Source organism: Mucilaginibacter sp. HD30 (assembly GCF_054061755.1).
In genome coordinates this window covers 2,799,364-2,814,287 of record NZ_JBSSEO010000001.1, presented here as the reverse complement: position 1 = coordinate 2,814,287, position 14,924 = coordinate 2,799,364, and the positions used below count along the sequence as shown (strand labels likewise).

Below are 14,924 nucleotides of genomic sequence, written 5' to 3'. Positions count from 1 at the left end.
TACTTATAAAAGTTTAACATACCTAACGGCATATTACAACGGCTAATTAATCTTTTCGCTTGTAAATGGGTACAGTAGAGCATGGCTCGCCAAACATAAGGCTCTTAACAACGGGTGTAAGTTTTTTGCCAAGTTCAACATAAGCAGCAACGGGTATATCAATATCACCACAGCCTTTTATTACCAGGCGCTGATCACGATATTGCTCAGGGTCAAGTGTAGCTATTGCCTTAACAAATAAAACGGTTTCCAAAACTTCAGCATCTCCAAAAACAACTTCGTTAGCATAAGGTGCCATGCGGTTAGCCAACAACAAATACGCCCAGGCCGGCACTATAGCATCCGCCGTACAGGTTACTGCCACATTTTTGCCCTGATATTGCGTCCAATCGTGCTCCTTAACAAATTCTCTCAGATCTTTTTCGCGTAAAATAAGCCCCTGAAACAGATTATCCTTAATGTCATATACCACGCGCTCGCCGGGGGTATAAAACTCGGCAGGATCCAATGTAACCAGTCCGCTTTGCGCTACCTTATTCACTATGTTTTCCTGTATCTCCATGTCGTTAAATAAAAAATCCGGGAACACGATGTTATCGAGATCCCGGATGCAAAATTACTTTAATTTATAACTATAACAGCCTAGCCCTGTAATCTTTTACATTGCCCTTATTTTTCAAGGCCTCAAGTGCCTGTCCTTGCGACCGTTGTGCCAATGCCTGACCTAATTGTTGTTTCTGCGTAACAGTATTAGCCAAAGCAGCCGGATTTATAAAGCTATTAACTACATAAACATAAACGCCCTGCTGGCCGGTAACCGGTTTTGACAATTTGTTTATTTGAGAACCAAATATAGAACCTATTAATTTATATTCTGCACCAATGCCCGGCACAACCGGATTGGCAAATACCACGTTTTGGATAGGAGTAACAGTTGTGCCTGCCTTTTGGGCAGCCTGCTCAATTGTTGTTGAGCCGTTTAATGCCAAGTTGAATTTATCGGTAAGTGTTTTAGCTTTAACTTCATTTCTTACCATCGGCTCAATTTGTTTTTTAACCACATCAAGCGCTAAAATCCCCTGTGGCTTAACAGTAGTTAACTTAGCTACTATATATTGATCGCCTGATGTGTAAACCTGGTCATAAACATCGCCTTTCTCTGCGTTAAATGCCCATCTTACCAATTCGCGTGCAGTTTCAACGCCAGGTAGTGATGCAGAGACACCTGTAATATCATCAGCTGTTTTTACTTCCAGCCCGGCTTTTTTAGCTTCGGCTGTAAAATCTCCATCATTCGTAGAGATTAAAAAGTTCTGTGCTTTAGTATATGCCGCAGATTGCGTTTCGCTGCTGGCATTTAAAGGCTTATCAACAATGGCCACTTTAACCACACGTGAAGATCCCTTCTGGGCAACTATGTAAATAAGGTGAACACCAAACTGAGATGTAACTATTTTATAGTCGCCGGGTTTGCCGTTAAATGCAGCGTCATCAAAAACAGGAACCATAGCGCCTCTTGCAAAGGTGCCTAAATCACCACCTTTAATGGCCGATTGCTGATCCAATGAGTAAGTTTTTGCCAGATCAGCAAATGATTTACCGCCTTGTATAAGCGTTTTTAATGAGTCTGCTTTTTTCAAACCATCGGCAGGGCTCAACAAAATATGTTTGGCAGTAACCGAATCCGGCCCAACCTTTGACTCAACCAATTTAGCCAAAGCATAATATCCGTTTTGCAGGTATGGGCCATATATAAAGCCGGGCACGGCGTTAAACATTACTGAATCTAAACCACTACCCAATTCGCCTTTATGTTTGTAGGTAATAGGTTGTTTGTTTTCTGAATTTATTTGTACAAACAACGAGTCGTTGGTTGAAGCGGCAAATTCGCCTTTTAGTTTTTCAACCTGGTTTTTTACCACAGCAGAATCTGCTTTTGACGGTCCGCCGTTAAAACTTACATACTCAATACTGCGCGTTTCCTGCTGATTTTTAAACTCGTTTTTATGTTCGTCATAATAGCTGCTGTAATCAGCATCAGTTAAGGTAACCTTGCTATCCTGAATGGTTTGGTAGTTTAAAAGGGCATATTTAAAATTGGCCAGTTTGTTCTTAGCCTCATAATCGTCTTTTGCGTCAAGCGAGTTTACATACAGACCGTTGCTTAAGGCTGTCATGTATTTTTCGGCTAACTTATTTTGGATCAATTCTGCCACAAACTTATTCCATTGCTGTTTTTGCGGATCGCTATCCGGCGTTACACGCAATTTACTTATTGTTGAACTAAGGCTGTTTCTGTCAAACTGACCGGTTTGCGGATTGGTAAACGCGCGCACAATCTCGGGGCTTGGATTATTCCCGCTGATCATTGCCTGCGACTCGTCGGCTGTAACCTGTAAGCCAACTTTTTCAGATTCGTGCTCTATCATAGCTTTGCTTAACATCTGGTTCCAGGTGTTATCTTGTATGTAAGCCGTTATTTGTGGAGTAAGGTTGTTTTGCCCAGATTGTTGTTTAAACTGGTTGCCATTTTGTTCAACCGTTTCTGTAAATTCAGCATACGGAATTTTTTGGCCATATATTTCTCCTATAGTGCTGTTGTCGCCTTTAAAAAATGAACTTCCCGATTGCACAACCTCAGTTATAACAAAGGCCACAAGCGATAAGCCTATTACACCTGCAACAATTTTACCCATCCGCTCGCGCAGATAACCCATTATACCCATATTGATCTATAATATTTTAATGAAACTTTTTTCTTTAAAAGAGGGCGCAAGATACAACTTTTGGTAAAATTATATAATACAATTTTTTAACACAAAATTGGCCTATTGCATTTGATTATCAGGCACCTCAAATTCACCCGTCATTCCGATAATTTGCGGATGCTCCAACTTATCGTCGCTGGTAAAACGCAATCCGTAGGTCACATCTCCATTAGGTCTGGTAATTTCAATCCGCTTGTTAGAATATATGATTTTTTTTGGCTGATCCCATATCATTTCTTCGGACCTGAAGGTGCTGCCATCTGAGGAAGTAGCGACAACGTTTTTGTAAAATTTCGTAATGTTTTCGTTCTCCAGTTGAACTGCTGAGTCGGCTACAATATTACCTTCTTCTTTACCGTACTTATCAAAAGAAATCACCTTTACGCCTTCCGGCATTATGTCGTATGGCTTTTCTGTGGAGTATTTGATAAGCAAAGGCGTCGTCATTCGACCCTTAACTATTGCCGAATCGCTGTATATAATGTCAACACCCCGGGTGGTGTCAATGGCTGAACCCGAGTTCATGTTAGCAATCTTCTTTATATTTTCCAGATCGTTCTCGCATGCGGCAAGCCACAACATACTTGTTGCCAGCAAAGTTAAAAGCAGGCTTGGTATGCGTTTTTGGCTATACGGCAACATGTTTAATCAAATTTATATCGCTGGAACCACCTGTCGTTAAGGGTAAAGCCAAGGCGTATTTTAAAATAGTTTTCGCGTACCAGGCCGTTTGCTATCGTGCCTCTGCGGCCAAGCTCTGCAGCTATGTTTATTTTATAAAAGCTTGTTCCGTTAACAGGGCGCAATGGTAACCCAAAGCCAAAAGTAGCGGCATACGACTTGATATTGGTTTGACCACCACCGGTTACATTATTAACGTTAAAGTAGGTTTGGTCTAAAATAAAACCAGCACGGTAGTCAACGGTTGCCCAATAGCTGTTTATGGAGTTTAAGTTAGGTGTAATTTGGCCACCTACATTAAGCGTTTTGCTGTTAGACATACCGGCGTTAGTCCCGTCAACACTTAGCGCAGACCAATTACCCATGGTATAATCAACACCAACTAAAAACTTCTGATCGCGTTGGTAAGAAACACCAAAATGATGAACATTAGGTAACTGTAACTTGGTTTTAGCGTCCTGAATGTTTAACACAGAGTCTGTAGGTAAACTTTCATTGCCTGATGCGTCGCTTCTATAATGGCTAACAATGTGGCTTTTTTGAGACCTGAGAGCTGATTTGGCTGAGGCCGAATAAGCAAAAATAATATGCCTGGTTAACGAAAGATCAAGCTGATATTGCGCGCCGTAATCATAGCTAAGGCCTCCAACGGCATAACTTTTCTCGTCGCGGGTATTTAATACGCCGTAAAGATCAGGGAATTCAGTTGAGTTAAACTGCTTCATGTTACCAAATATGTACGACATATTAGCACCCAACTTTAGGGTTCTGAAAAGCGAAAAGCCGTAACCTAAGAAAGCTTTAGAAAGGCCGCCTTCGCCTCTGTAGCTCATTAAAGTGCGATTGGTATCGACGGGTGACGATGAGCCGAAACCGCGTTCAAGCGTTTGTGTATAATTATATCCTATTTCGCTGTAAGGCATTAAACCAAAAGCAAGTGCCGAACTGCGTGTTACCGGGATACCAAATGTAATGTGGCTGAGTCTGAAACTGGCATCGCGTTGTGAAGTTTGCCCGGTTTGGTTCAACGTAAAAACACTGCCGTACAAACCTACATCAATAGTGGTTAAGCCAATGGTTGAGTAAGAGGCCGGATTGATTGGGTTTACACTGCTGTAACCATTTATAAGGCCTACAGCTGTACCTATACCGCCCATTGCCATGTTTTGTGGCAGCAATTGCGGGTTTAGGTCGCCAATACCATAACGCGAATATGGAGAACTGGTGGTACCGGAGTTTTGCGATCTTGCATCAAGCGCTATACCGGCAAGTAAAAATAACAGTAAAAACTTTATATATTTAATCATTATGCTCAATGGCTGCGTTTAATCCCTTCAAAACCAGGTAGGGCTCTTTTTTTATATAGGGGGCAAAGATGCTATTTTTAAGCAGCGTATCAAAAAAAACATTATCGCCCCCGGTTAGTATAATATTTATGTCTTGCTTGTTAGTAGTGTAATTTTCAATAAACCCCAACAATTCATATTTTATTCCGTTTTGTACGCCCGATGTAATGGAGGTAACGGTATCATCGCCATAAAACTCATCAAAATCCACATTTGCCTTTAGTAAGGGCAACGCAGCGGTATAATGGTTAAGCGCATTATAACGCATATTTAAGCCCGGCGATATACTGCCTCCAAAATAATTCCCACCGGCATCAACCCAATCATATGTTATACATGTTCCGCCATCAATAATCAGGTTATTTTTATTGGGGAACATGTTATGCGCCCCAACTACTCCGGCCAACCTATCGGCACCTAATGTTTGCGGTGTTTTATACTTGTTATTTATACTTTTTACTATACCGGTATTAAAGTGCAGCAAAGTAGTTTTAGCGTTTAAACCGGGCTGCCACGCCTGGTTGTTTTTATTTACTGATGATATTATGGCTTTACTGATGTTGTGTTTCTGTAAGAGAGAATTGATGATGGCCTCATCAATAGCTTCGTACCGCGCCATATCAACCATTTCATCCTGGTTAAATATGGCCAATTTTGTATGCGTATTACCTATATCGATAACCAAATTGGCCATCAGGCGCGCGCTATTGATATAATAGATTCAAATATTGCCAAACCATCTTCGTTAGCTAAAAGGCTGTCTGCTGCACGTTCAGGGTGAGGCATAAAACCAAAAACATTTCTTTCGGCGTTACAAACACCGGCAATGTTTTCAACAGAACCGTTTGGATTAGCGTCTGTGGTTATGTTACCGGCCTCGTCACAGTATCTAAACAATACCTGGTCGTTATAATTCAATTGTTTAAGCAGTTCAGCATCTGCAAAGTAATTGCCTTCGCCGTGCGCAATGGGTATTTTAAGCGCCCTTTGCTCATCAATCTGCGCAGTTACCAATGAATTGGCTGTTTGCGGTTTCATGTAAATATTGCGGCAAATAAACTTACGATGTTCATTATGCAGTAAAGCGCCCGGCAACAAACCAGCCTCTGTTAGTATCTGAAAACCATTGCAAATGCCCAAAACTTTGCCGCCTTTAGCTGCAAATTGTATAACCTCCTGCATAATTGGCGAGAAACGGGCAATAGCGCCAGAGCGCAGATAATCGCCAAAAGAGAACCCTCCGGGTAAAATTATAAAATCAGCCCCTTGCAGGTCGTGATCCTTGTGCCACAGGCGAACAACCTGCTGACCCATTATTTTTTCTAATACGTGGATGATATCTTCATCGCAATTGGAACCGGGGAATATAACTACGCCAAACTTCATGGTACAAAACTAATATAACCGCTCAAATTTGAACGCATATAAAAGTTAAAAAGTGTTAAACTGGAAATATATTACACTTGCAACCAGCAAAAGAAACAAGCTCTCGTAAAACCATTTGCGTTTGGCATATAAAAAATAATAGGAAAAAAAGACGGCCAGCGGCACCGCACACAGCAGGAAATGCTCCAGGTGGAACTCTTTTTTTATGTAAAACGACAAGTCGCTTATAACGGTAAGTACTAACAAAAGCTGAAACGACTTGCGCGTTTGCACATAACTCCTGAAAAATATCTGGCTAACTTTTAAAAAACAAAGCAGCAATATTATTGCAACAGGCACCAAAACCAGGTAATGATATGAGTTGAGCTGAACGTGTGCAGGGAGGGTTGCGGATAATGGAAGCCATATTTTAGCAAAAGCCGGTAACCTATCGGTCAGATAATATATTACACCTAAAAAAAAGAATACAGTAGCAAAACCCATAATGGCCGCCACCCACTCGCGCCAGTTAAAGGGCCTGAAAACTATTAACCCTGCCCATATAACCAGGAACATAAATACAAAGGGAAGGTAAATAAGTGTGCCAAGGGCGACTATCATTCCCAAATCATAAGCTACAGATTTGGCATCGGGTGCTTTATAAGTACTAAATAGCTTGAACAACATGCCTATGGTTAGAAAATTGCAGATAAGAGGCGCGCTCAATATCAAAAAAGGAGTAAATAGCGCTGTTAACACTACATACATCAATGCGGGCAAAAAGCTGGGGCGCCCCATTAAATTAAAACTGTTAACCAAACGGTTAAACCATAATGCCTGCATAAATATGATAACACCCGCTAAAGATATGTTCATGAACGGCGAAAGCGCGAACTCATAATTTACAGGTACAAGCAGGCGGGCAAAGGGCTCAACAAATACAAATTGTATTTCGGCAGGGGCGTTAAACAGGTAGCCAATGCGCAGTATAATCAACAAAACAGCCAGCCATATTGCATTAAGCGGGTTGTATGTTTTGAAAAGATTGATCACAAGGCAATATTAGCGTTTTTTGGTGATTAGTTGATTTGAGACGTGTTCTTAATAATGCTAAACTTTTATTAAATTTGTTATATGGAAAAGTTGGTGATAAGTGTTCCTGACAAGAAAAGTGCTTTAGTAAAACAAATACTAAAAGGCCTTGGCGTTACCATACAACCGCAAAACGAAGTTATTCCTCCAAGCTATCGGGAGAAAATACTAAAAATACCTACCTGGACCGAAGATGATTTGAGAGTTTTTGAGCAAGCTAACGATGCCTTTGAAAGCCTTAAACCCCAGCAATGGTAATTGATACCAATATTTTTATTGATTATCTTAGAGCAAAAGATAAAACAGCCACAAAGTTGTATCAATTATCAGTTAGTACCGAATTATTCATTTCATCAATATCTTTATATGAATTGTATATGGGTGCAACCACAATTGATAAGGAGCAGCACATGAAAACGCTTACAGAAGGTTTTACTATTTTACCGTTTACCAACCACGTAGCAATTAAATCTGCGAAGATATATCAGCAGTTAAAAGCAAAAAACCAGATGATAGAGTTTAGGGATATTTTCATTGCCGCAACTTGCATTGTTAATGACCTGCCTATAGTAACACTAAATATAAAACACTTTGATCGCATTGCAGAACTAAGAATCATGGGTTAATGATGTCAGTCATTGTTTGTCGCTGCATTATTTCCTTGCATAGCGTTTCACCATATCCTCAATTATCTGGGCCGTCTCATCCGGAAAGTTAACAAACACACGTTCATCTTCATGCACCCATTTGGCCACATGCTCGGCAAATTTATGACCGATAGCCGGCACAAACGGTACACCCAGGCGCGATGCCGCCAAGGCATTGCATTGCTGCTCGTACTGGCCCTGCATGGGTATCATCATTACCTTTTTTTGCAGGAACAGCGCTTCGGCCGGGCCTTCAAAACCGCCACCGGTAAGCAGGCCCTCGCAGCTTGCCAAACTGCTGTTAAAAGCTTCGTTACTTACCGGGAATATGTTAATGTTATCTAATTTGTAAGGCGTTTTTTGTCTTTTCGAGAAGATGTGCCATTCCGTATTTTTTATTTTGCAAAGATGCTGCGCCAGTTTTTTGTCGTCATAAGCCGGCAGGTATACGGTGTAGTGCCCCAGGTTGCTGGTTGCCATACTGCGAATGCCGCTGCGAATAACCGGCGTATGAATAAAATCAGCATAACGCTCAAAATGGAAGCCTATATGATGCGTGGTGGGAGAGTAGTGTTTGAACAGCCACTCGCCATAGTGCCATTTGCGCGGGCGGGGCGTGTTTTTCGAAACAAAAGAGCATTGGTGACTTAATGATACCGACGGTACGCCCTGCATTTTGCAAGCCCAGGCGCTTACCGGTTCAAAATCATTAACTATAAGGTCATATTGATCAAGCGGCAGGCCACGCATGTCTTTCCACAATTGGGGCAGGTCCATAATTTTAAAGGTGGCCCATTTATCTACGCCGCCATTAGTGCCAAAAACAAAGCTAAACCCATGAAAACGATATTTGAGTGGTTGAGAGAGGGTAACTTCGGCCTCGGTGCCGCTTACCAGCAGATCAAGCTCGCCGTATTGTTGCAGCAACGGAACAATTTCGCGGGCGCGACTGATGTGTCCGTTACCTGTTCCCTGTATGGCAAATAATATCTTCATTAGGTTGTTGTCCTCACAAAGATATTATTTGCGACAGTTTATATTAAACTCTGGCTAAAATTAAAATGAGTAGCCCAAGGATAGCGCGAAACCACTGTTCTTAGCTTTGTTTTGAGCAGAATTGTCATTAGCAGCCTTATCAAAATCAAAAACATAGTTGCCGCTAAGGCTTACATTGCTGTTAAAGTTGTAACCTATACCAACGTTACCGCCTATGGCGTTTTTTCTTAACCCATCGGTATTAGTTGTGTTTGACGTTGCCGCACCGTTAACATAGGTATCTGTTGATTGCGATAGCAAAAATGCCACTTGTGGCCCGGCAAACAAAGTTACCTCTGGGCTTGGCTTAAAGCCAAATAGCAAAGGCACATCCAGATAATTAAGCCGCGTTCTTATTTCGCCGGTGGTGGCGCCTAATGTTCCTTTTACATTGCCACCTTTTTGGGTATACAAAACCTGAGGCATGAATGATAACTGACTGGCCAGCGGAAGATCGGCCGTTAACCCGCCCTGAAAGCCGAAACGGTAGTCGTAGTCATAAGTAGCGCCGCCTGTTTCCAGTTGTCCCAGGGTCATGTAATTTGCGCCTGCCTTAATACCTATACGTGGTGTTGTTGACTGTGCCGTTGCAGTGTTTAAACCTGCTGTTAGCGTTAATCCTAATGCTGATAGTATGATTAGCTTTTTCATTCTTTTATGATTTGTGTAATAAAATATTGAACATGCAAGGCCAATATCTATGCCAAAACCATAAATTTAAAATTGTTATACTGCTTGTTGTGTTGAAAATGAGAGGGTTGGCAGAGGTTATTAATGCTCTTGCTTAAACCTTTCTAACAACCCGCGAACGTCCATTTTTGCATCCAGGTCCTCGGTGTCTGAAAGATCTGCTGCATCGCTGTCTTCTTCAAAATCAAGCGGGGTGTATTTAAAAATCTCCCACGCACCGTTATTGTATTCAAGCGCGGTAAGGTTTTCAACCCAATCGCCGGAGTTAAGATAAAGCACCCTACCCGGATTATCTGTGGCTATGATCTCGCGCATTTCGGCATGGTGGATGTGACCGCATATTACATATTGGTACTCTTTGCTTACGGCAAGGTCGGCAGCAGTTTGCTCAAATTGGTTAATGAATTTTACAGCGTCTTTAAATTTGGCTTTTATTTTTTTTGAGAAGCTCATTTTCTCGCGGCCCAATGCGGTAAGCAGCCAGTTGGTAAAGCTGTTAAGTAGTATCAGCGTATCATAACCAACAGCCCCCAGTTTGGCCAGCCATTTAGAGTGCTGCATGGTTACATCAAACACGTCACCGTGAAATATCCAGGCTTTTTTACCGTCAATATTTAACACCAGTTTATTTAACAATTGGAACGAGCCCAGGTTCATGTCAGCAAACTTGCGCAGCATTTCGTCGTGGTTACCGGTTAGGTAATATACCGGGATGCCGTCAGTAACAAACTTTAATATTCTGCGCACCACTTTCATATGTGCTTCCGGCCAGTACGATTTGCTAAACTGCCAGATATCGATAACGTCGCCGTTGAGAATTAGTATTTTGGGTTTTATGCTTTTTAGATATTTAAGCAATTCTTTGGCATGGCAACCGTAGGTACCCAGATGCACATCAGATATAATTACAATATCAACCTCGCGCTTTGCCATTAATTAAAGGGGATAAGGAGAAATACCGGTAATATTATCGGTGCAAAAAAAGAAAAGTATAGAAAAACAACTTTTATTCGTCGTCTTCGTCTTCATTAACTTTAAGCTCATACGGACTTAAATAGAACACGCCAACTAACACAAGCAGCCCTATAACAACCATATACGATGTATATTCAAACATGATGAGAGGTTTTATACAAAGGTCTGTAAATCAATTTAATTTAACATTAAGACTCTGTTAAATGTAAAAGGTTTCAAACGTTGAGAAATATATTTTTATGAACATATTAACAAGTGGAAGGGATGTTGTACTTTGATTTTTCATGGCGGGGTACGAAGCATCGCGGACTTTGCGTGTGGGCTCCTTCCTTGCGGTTGCTTCATATGCCGTTAAGACATAATATTACAACATCACCATCAACTCCTGCAAATGATTGATCTGCGCAGGGACATCCTTAGGCTTTTCGGCATAAAAAGGGTTAAAGAAAATAGCATCTATCCCAAAGTTAAGCGCGCCGTAAACATCAGCCTCTAAACTATCGCCTATCATAATGCTTTCGTTTTTTTGGGCTCCGGCCAGATCCAACGCATGCTGAAAAATGGCTTTGTCGGGTTTGTTTACGCCGGTTAATTCTGACACTACCACATGCTGAAAATACTTACCTATACCGGTATTACCTATTTTAACATCCTGCGACTCTTTAAAGCCGTTTGAGATGAGGTGCAAAGTATACTTGCTCTGCAAATAGCTCAGTGTTTCGTGCGCATGAGGGAACAGGTTGGTTTTGGTGGGGCAAAGCTGCACATAAGCATCCTCAAACCCGGTGGGTATAACGTCAGGGTGAACACCCAGATCTAAAAATGTTTTATTAAACCGGGCCTGTCGCAACTGTTCTTTGGTGATGGCGCCCAGATGATACTCGCGCCAGAGGCTGTGGTTGTTCGCTGTATAGGTCTCAATAAATATATCGGCAGAGTTTAGCCCAAGGTCAGCCAGTTTATGCAGCAGGTAAAGCTCATGCAGAGTTTCTTCAGCGTTCTTGTCAAAATCCCAAATGGTATGGTCAAGATCAAAAAAAATGTGTTTGTATTGCTTACCCGTGAATGCTTTCGTGCTTACCATAGTTTTGTATCACTTTAGCCTCGTAAGCTAAAAATTCTTTCCAGCGGGTATCAACGTCAATGTTAACCGCATATTTTTTTGCCAGGTTAATAAACATAGTATAATGTGTGGCTTCGCTTATCATCAACTCATGATAAAATTCTGAAAGCTCCTTATCATTAAGGTTGTCTGATAACACCTTAAAGCGTTCGCAACTGCGCGCCTCTATCATCGCCGAAAACAATAGCCTATCTATCAACTGGGCTTCCCTGCCGCCACCAATGATGATGAATTTGCGTAGCTCGTTAACATAATCATCTTTGCGCTCTTTTCCCAAAGTAAAGCCACGGTCAACAATTATCTGGTGCACCCTTTTAAAGTGGTCCATTTCCTCGCGCACCAGGTCGGCCATTTGCTGCACCAGGTCGCTCAGGTTAGGGTTTTGTACAATAAGTGTTATGGCATTGCTTGCTGCTTTTTGCTCGCAAAAAGCATGGTCGGTAAGTAGTTCTTCAATATTACTTTCAACCACGTTTTTCACCCAAACCGGATCGGTAGGTAACTGCAATTTAAGAATGGTTTTCTCGCTCACGGGGCAAAGATAATAAATTAGCAGCGTCATGCTTCATAGCGATGGGTTTCAAACCCATCGCTATGAAGCATGAAATAATTTTAATATTTTGGATACAAATTTAAACCAATGCCGCAAAGTTATTCTTCACTGTGGGTGCATCTTATCTGGTCCACAAAAAATCGTGAGCCAATTCTTACACCCACTTTAAAAAGCGAAGTTTACAGGGTGATTAACGAAATAGCAACCGACCATGAAATTTATATCGATTGTATAAATGGTGTGGAAGACCACGTGCATTTGTTAGTGAGAATGCGCACCGATCAATCGGTTTCCGACATAGTTAAAACAATAAAGGGTAATTCGTGGGAATATTTTAAAAATGATCCGGAGAAATATGTGACATGGCAGGATGGTTTCGCAGTGTTTAGTGTTAGCCCAAATGAGTTAATGAGGGTGCGCGATTATATTTATAATCAGGAGAAACACCATCGCGATAAGTCTTTTACGGATGAAGTAAAAGAAATAAAAACGGCTTCAAAAAACATATAGCGATGGGTTTCAAACCCATCGCTATATGTTTTTTTACGAAGCTATCGTATGCGTCTTCCTTTGTGCAGCTATGCTTTTTACCTTAATAGCAATATTCGCGGCATCATAACCGCATTCTGCCCATAGTTCGGGCTGCTCGCCGTGTTCTACAAAGTGATCTGGTATACCCAAGCGAATTACTTGTGCCTGGTAATTATTATCGGCCATAAATTCAAGCACAGCTGTTCCCATGCCGCCTTCAATACAGCCATCTTCAACGGTTATAACCTTACCGAATTTCTTAAACACTTCATGCAGTAATGCTTCGTCAATAGGTTTAACAAAACGCATATCGTAATGGGCAGGGTAGTAGCCGTCGTGATTAAGCTCTGCAACTGCATTTACAGCTTCGTTACCAATGTGGCCAATGGTTAATATAGCCACATCTTCCCCGTCGCATATTTTGCGGCCCTTGCCAACTGGTAATACTTTAAACGGTCGTTGCCAATCAACCATAACGCCGTTGCCACGCGGGTAGCGTATAACAAACGCACCCATATTTTCTTGCTGAGCAGTATACATCAGGTTACGCAGCTCTTCTTCATTCATTGGCGAAGAAATAGTCATATTAGGGATGCAACGCATAAACGCCAGATCGTAGGCACCATGGTGGGTAGCCCCGTCGGCGCCGGCAATGCCTGCTCTATCCAAACAAAAAACAACGTTAAGATTTTGAATAGCTACATCGTGGATCACCTGATCATACGCCCGTTGCATAAAGCTTGAGTAAATATTACAAAACGGTACTAATCCCTGTGTAGCCAATCCTGCCGAAAAGGTAACAGCGTGCTGCTCGGCTATGCCCACGTCAAAAGCACGCTCGGGCATGGCTTTCATCATCAGGTTTAAAGAGCAACCCGATGGCATGGCAGGGGTTATCCCCATTATTTTAGGGTTCTGCTCTGCCAGCTCTATTATACTATGGCCAAACACATCCTGATATCTAGGCGGCTGTGGTTTTTCGCTTTTGGTTTTCTTTATTTCGCCGGTAATTTTATCAAACAAACCCGGGGCATGCCACTTGGTTTGGTCTTTCTCGGCCAGCGCATAGCCCTTGCCCTTAACGGTTATGCAATGCAGCAGTTTGGGGCCTGGTATATCGCGAAGATCGCGCAATACTTTAGCCAGATTTTTAACATCGTGCCCATCAACCGGACCGAAATATCTGAATTTAAGAGCCTCAAAAAAGTTGCTTCTTTTAAGTAAGGTGCCTTTTATACTCTTCTCAATTTTAAGTGCCATGTTGTAAGCATCGGGTCCTATGGCCGAGATCTTAGCCAAAACGTTAGCAATATCATCCCTGAAACGGTTATATGGCTTTGAGGTAGTTATGCTGGTAAGATATTCTTTTAAGGCGCCAACATTAGGATCAATAGACATATTATTGTCGTTGAGAATGACTAGAATGTTAGAGTTGGCTATACCGGCATGATTTAAAGCTTCAAAAGCCATACCCGCTGTCATTGCGCCATCACCTATTACGGCAACGTGCTGCCTGTCATGCTCACCTTTGTATTTTGACGCAACAGCCATGCCCAATGCAGCAGAAATTGAGGTTGAAGAGTGCCCAACGCCAAAGGTATCATATTGACTTTCTGAACGTTTTGGGAACCCGCTTATACCACCATAAACCCGGTTGGTATGAAAATCGTCGCGACGGCCCGTTAATATTTTGTGGCCGTAAGCCTGGTGGCCTACGTCAAACACTAACTGATCGTAAGGGGTATTAAGGATATAATGCAGTGCAACGGTCAATTCAACCACGCCCAAACTGGCGGCAAAGTGCCCGCCATTTACCGATACAACGTCAATAATATACTGGCGCAGCTCCTGGCAAACCTGCTCCAATTCGTCTTCAGAAACTTTTTTCAGATCAGAAGGCGAGTTAATGCCTTCCAGTAATTTGCCAGCGGGTACCTGCATTTTTTTTTACCGATATTAACTACAAATATAGAAAAAATAGTTTGTTGCCGGCACAATTACATTTAACGCTGATGCGGTATAATTGGTATTTGTAGGCGATAAAATTTATACTTTTTTTGTTGTAGGAGCCTTGTTTATCAAATTGACTGAAACAATACCCGGGCAAAATAGCTCGTT

The 14,924-nt window shown here is 41.9% G+C and carries 16 protein-coding genes; 3 read left to right on the top strand and 13 right to left on the bottom strand.

Going from position 1 to position 14,924, the window contains the following annotated elements; genetic code table 11:
- Positions 1-46 precede the first annotated feature (46 nt).
- The 7 genes from ACVW2L_RS13480 to ACVW2L_RS13450 all read right to left on the bottom strand — a co-directional run bounded on the left by ACVW2L_RS13480 (position 47) and on the right by ACVW2L_RS13450 (position 7,213).
- Entirely contained in the window at positions 47-562 is a 516-nt protein-coding gene (locus ACVW2L_RS13480) for a DUF2480 family protein (RefSeq protein WP_457128492.1), read from the bottom strand.
- A gap of 70 nt (positions 563-632) precedes the next feature.
- Positions 633-2,726: a peptidylprolyl isomerase gene (locus ACVW2L_RS13475; protein ID WP_457128491.1), complete on the bottom strand. Its 2,094-nt coding sequence runs from the start codon at positions 2,724-2,726 to the stop codon at positions 633-635.
- A 102-nt stretch (positions 2,727-2,828) separates the two neighbouring features.
- Positions 2,829-3,410, bottom strand: a complete 582-nt coding sequence (gene lptC / locus ACVW2L_RS13470; protein ID WP_457128490.1) for an LPS export ABC transporter periplasmic protein LptC — start codon at positions 3,408-3,410, stop codon at positions 2,829-2,831.
- A gap of 2 nt (positions 3,411-3,412) precedes the next feature.
- Positions 3,413-4,756: a hypothetical protein gene (locus ACVW2L_RS13465; RefSeq protein WP_457128489.1), complete on the bottom strand. Its 1,344-nt coding sequence runs from the start codon at positions 4,754-4,756 to the stop codon at positions 3,413-3,415.
- On the bottom strand, positions 4,749-5,489 hold the full coding sequence (locus ACVW2L_RS13460; protein ID WP_457128488.1) for a type III pantothenate kinase: 741 nt from the start codon (positions 5,487-5,489) through the stop codon (positions 4,749-4,751). The genes ACVW2L_RS13465 and ACVW2L_RS13460 overlap by 8 nt, the downstream gene beginning before the upstream one ends.
- Positions 5,489-6,181, bottom strand: a complete 693-nt coding sequence (gene purQ, locus ACVW2L_RS13455; RefSeq protein ID WP_457128487.1) for a phosphoribosylformylglycinamidine synthase subunit PurQ — start codon at positions 6,179-6,181, stop codon at positions 5,489-5,491. Before purQ ends, ACVW2L_RS13460 begins: the two co-directional genes overlap by 1 nt.
- A gap of 45 nt (positions 6,182-6,226) precedes the next feature.
- Positions 6,227-7,213 carry a DUF6427 family protein gene (locus ACVW2L_RS13450; protein ID WP_457128486.1) on the bottom strand — a complete coding sequence of 329 codons (987 nt, stop codon included), beginning with the start codon at positions 7,211-7,213 and terminating at the stop codon, positions 6,227-6,229.
- An 81-nt stretch (positions 7,214-7,294) separates the two neighbouring features.
- Between ACVW2L_RS13450 and ACVW2L_RS13445 the strand changes: the two genes are divergently transcribed.
- Both ACVW2L_RS13445 and ACVW2L_RS13440 read left to right on the top strand, forming a co-directional pair.
- Positions 7,295-7,510, top strand: coding sequence for a hypothetical protein (locus ACVW2L_RS13445; protein WP_457128485.1), 216 nt, complete (start codon positions 7,295-7,297; stop codon positions 7,508-7,510).
- A complete protein-coding gene (locus ACVW2L_RS13440; RefSeq protein WP_457128484.1) occupies positions 7,504-7,878 on the top strand; it encodes a type II toxin-antitoxin system VapC family toxin in 375 nt (124 codons plus the stop codon). The genes ACVW2L_RS13445 and ACVW2L_RS13440 overlap by 7 nt, the downstream gene beginning before the upstream one ends.
- A 27-nt stretch (positions 7,879-7,905) precedes the next feature.
- On the opposite strand, the gene ACVW2L_RS13435 is transcribed toward ACVW2L_RS13440, so the two are convergent.
- The 5 genes from ACVW2L_RS13435 to miaE form a co-directional block, all read right to left on the bottom strand.
- Complete coding sequence (locus ACVW2L_RS13435) at positions 7,906-8,895, bottom strand: glycosyltransferase family protein (protein WP_457128483.1); 990 nt, start codon at positions 8,893-8,895, stop codon at positions 7,906-7,908.
- A 60-nt stretch (positions 8,896-8,955) separates the two neighbouring features.
- Complete coding sequence (locus ACVW2L_RS13430) at positions 8,956-9,585, bottom strand: porin family protein (RefSeq protein ID WP_457128482.1); 630 nt, start codon at positions 9,583-9,585, stop codon at positions 8,956-8,958.
- A gap of 120 nt (positions 9,586-9,705) precedes the next feature.
- Entirely contained in the window at positions 9,706-10,557 is an 852-nt protein-coding gene (locus ACVW2L_RS13425; RefSeq protein ID WP_457128481.1) for a UDP-2,3-diacylglucosamine diphosphatase, read from the bottom strand.
- Positions 10,558-10,963: 406 nt separating this feature from the next.
- The gene (locus tag ACVW2L_RS13420; RefSeq protein WP_457128480.1) at positions 10,964-11,683 is read right to left on the bottom strand and encodes a YjjG family noncanonical pyrimidine nucleotidase; all 720 of its coding nucleotides are present in this window, start codon (positions 11,681-11,683) and stop codon (positions 10,964-10,966) included.
- Positions 11,655-12,254: a tRNA isopentenyl-2-thiomethyl-A-37 hydroxylase MiaE gene (miaE, locus tag ACVW2L_RS13415; RefSeq protein WP_457128479.1), complete on the bottom strand. Its 600-nt coding sequence runs from the start codon at positions 12,252-12,254 to the stop codon at positions 11,655-11,657. Before miaE ends, ACVW2L_RS13420 begins: the two co-directional genes overlap by 29 nt.
- A gap of 108 nt (positions 12,255-12,362) precedes the next feature.
- Between miaE and tnpA the strand changes: the two genes are divergently transcribed.
- Positions 12,363-12,785: an IS200/IS605 family transposase gene (gene tnpA / locus ACVW2L_RS13410; RefSeq protein ID WP_457128478.1), complete on the top strand. Its 423-nt coding sequence runs from the start codon at positions 12,363-12,365 to the stop codon at positions 12,783-12,785.
- 33 nt (positions 12,786-12,818) lie between these two features.
- On the opposite strand, the gene dxs is transcribed toward tnpA, so the two are convergent.
- Complete coding sequence (dxs, locus tag ACVW2L_RS13405) at positions 12,819-14,747, bottom strand: 1-deoxy-D-xylulose-5-phosphate synthase (protein ID WP_457128477.1); 1,929 nt, start codon at positions 14,745-14,747, stop codon at positions 12,819-12,821.
- Positions 14,748-14,924: the final 177 nt, after the last annotated feature.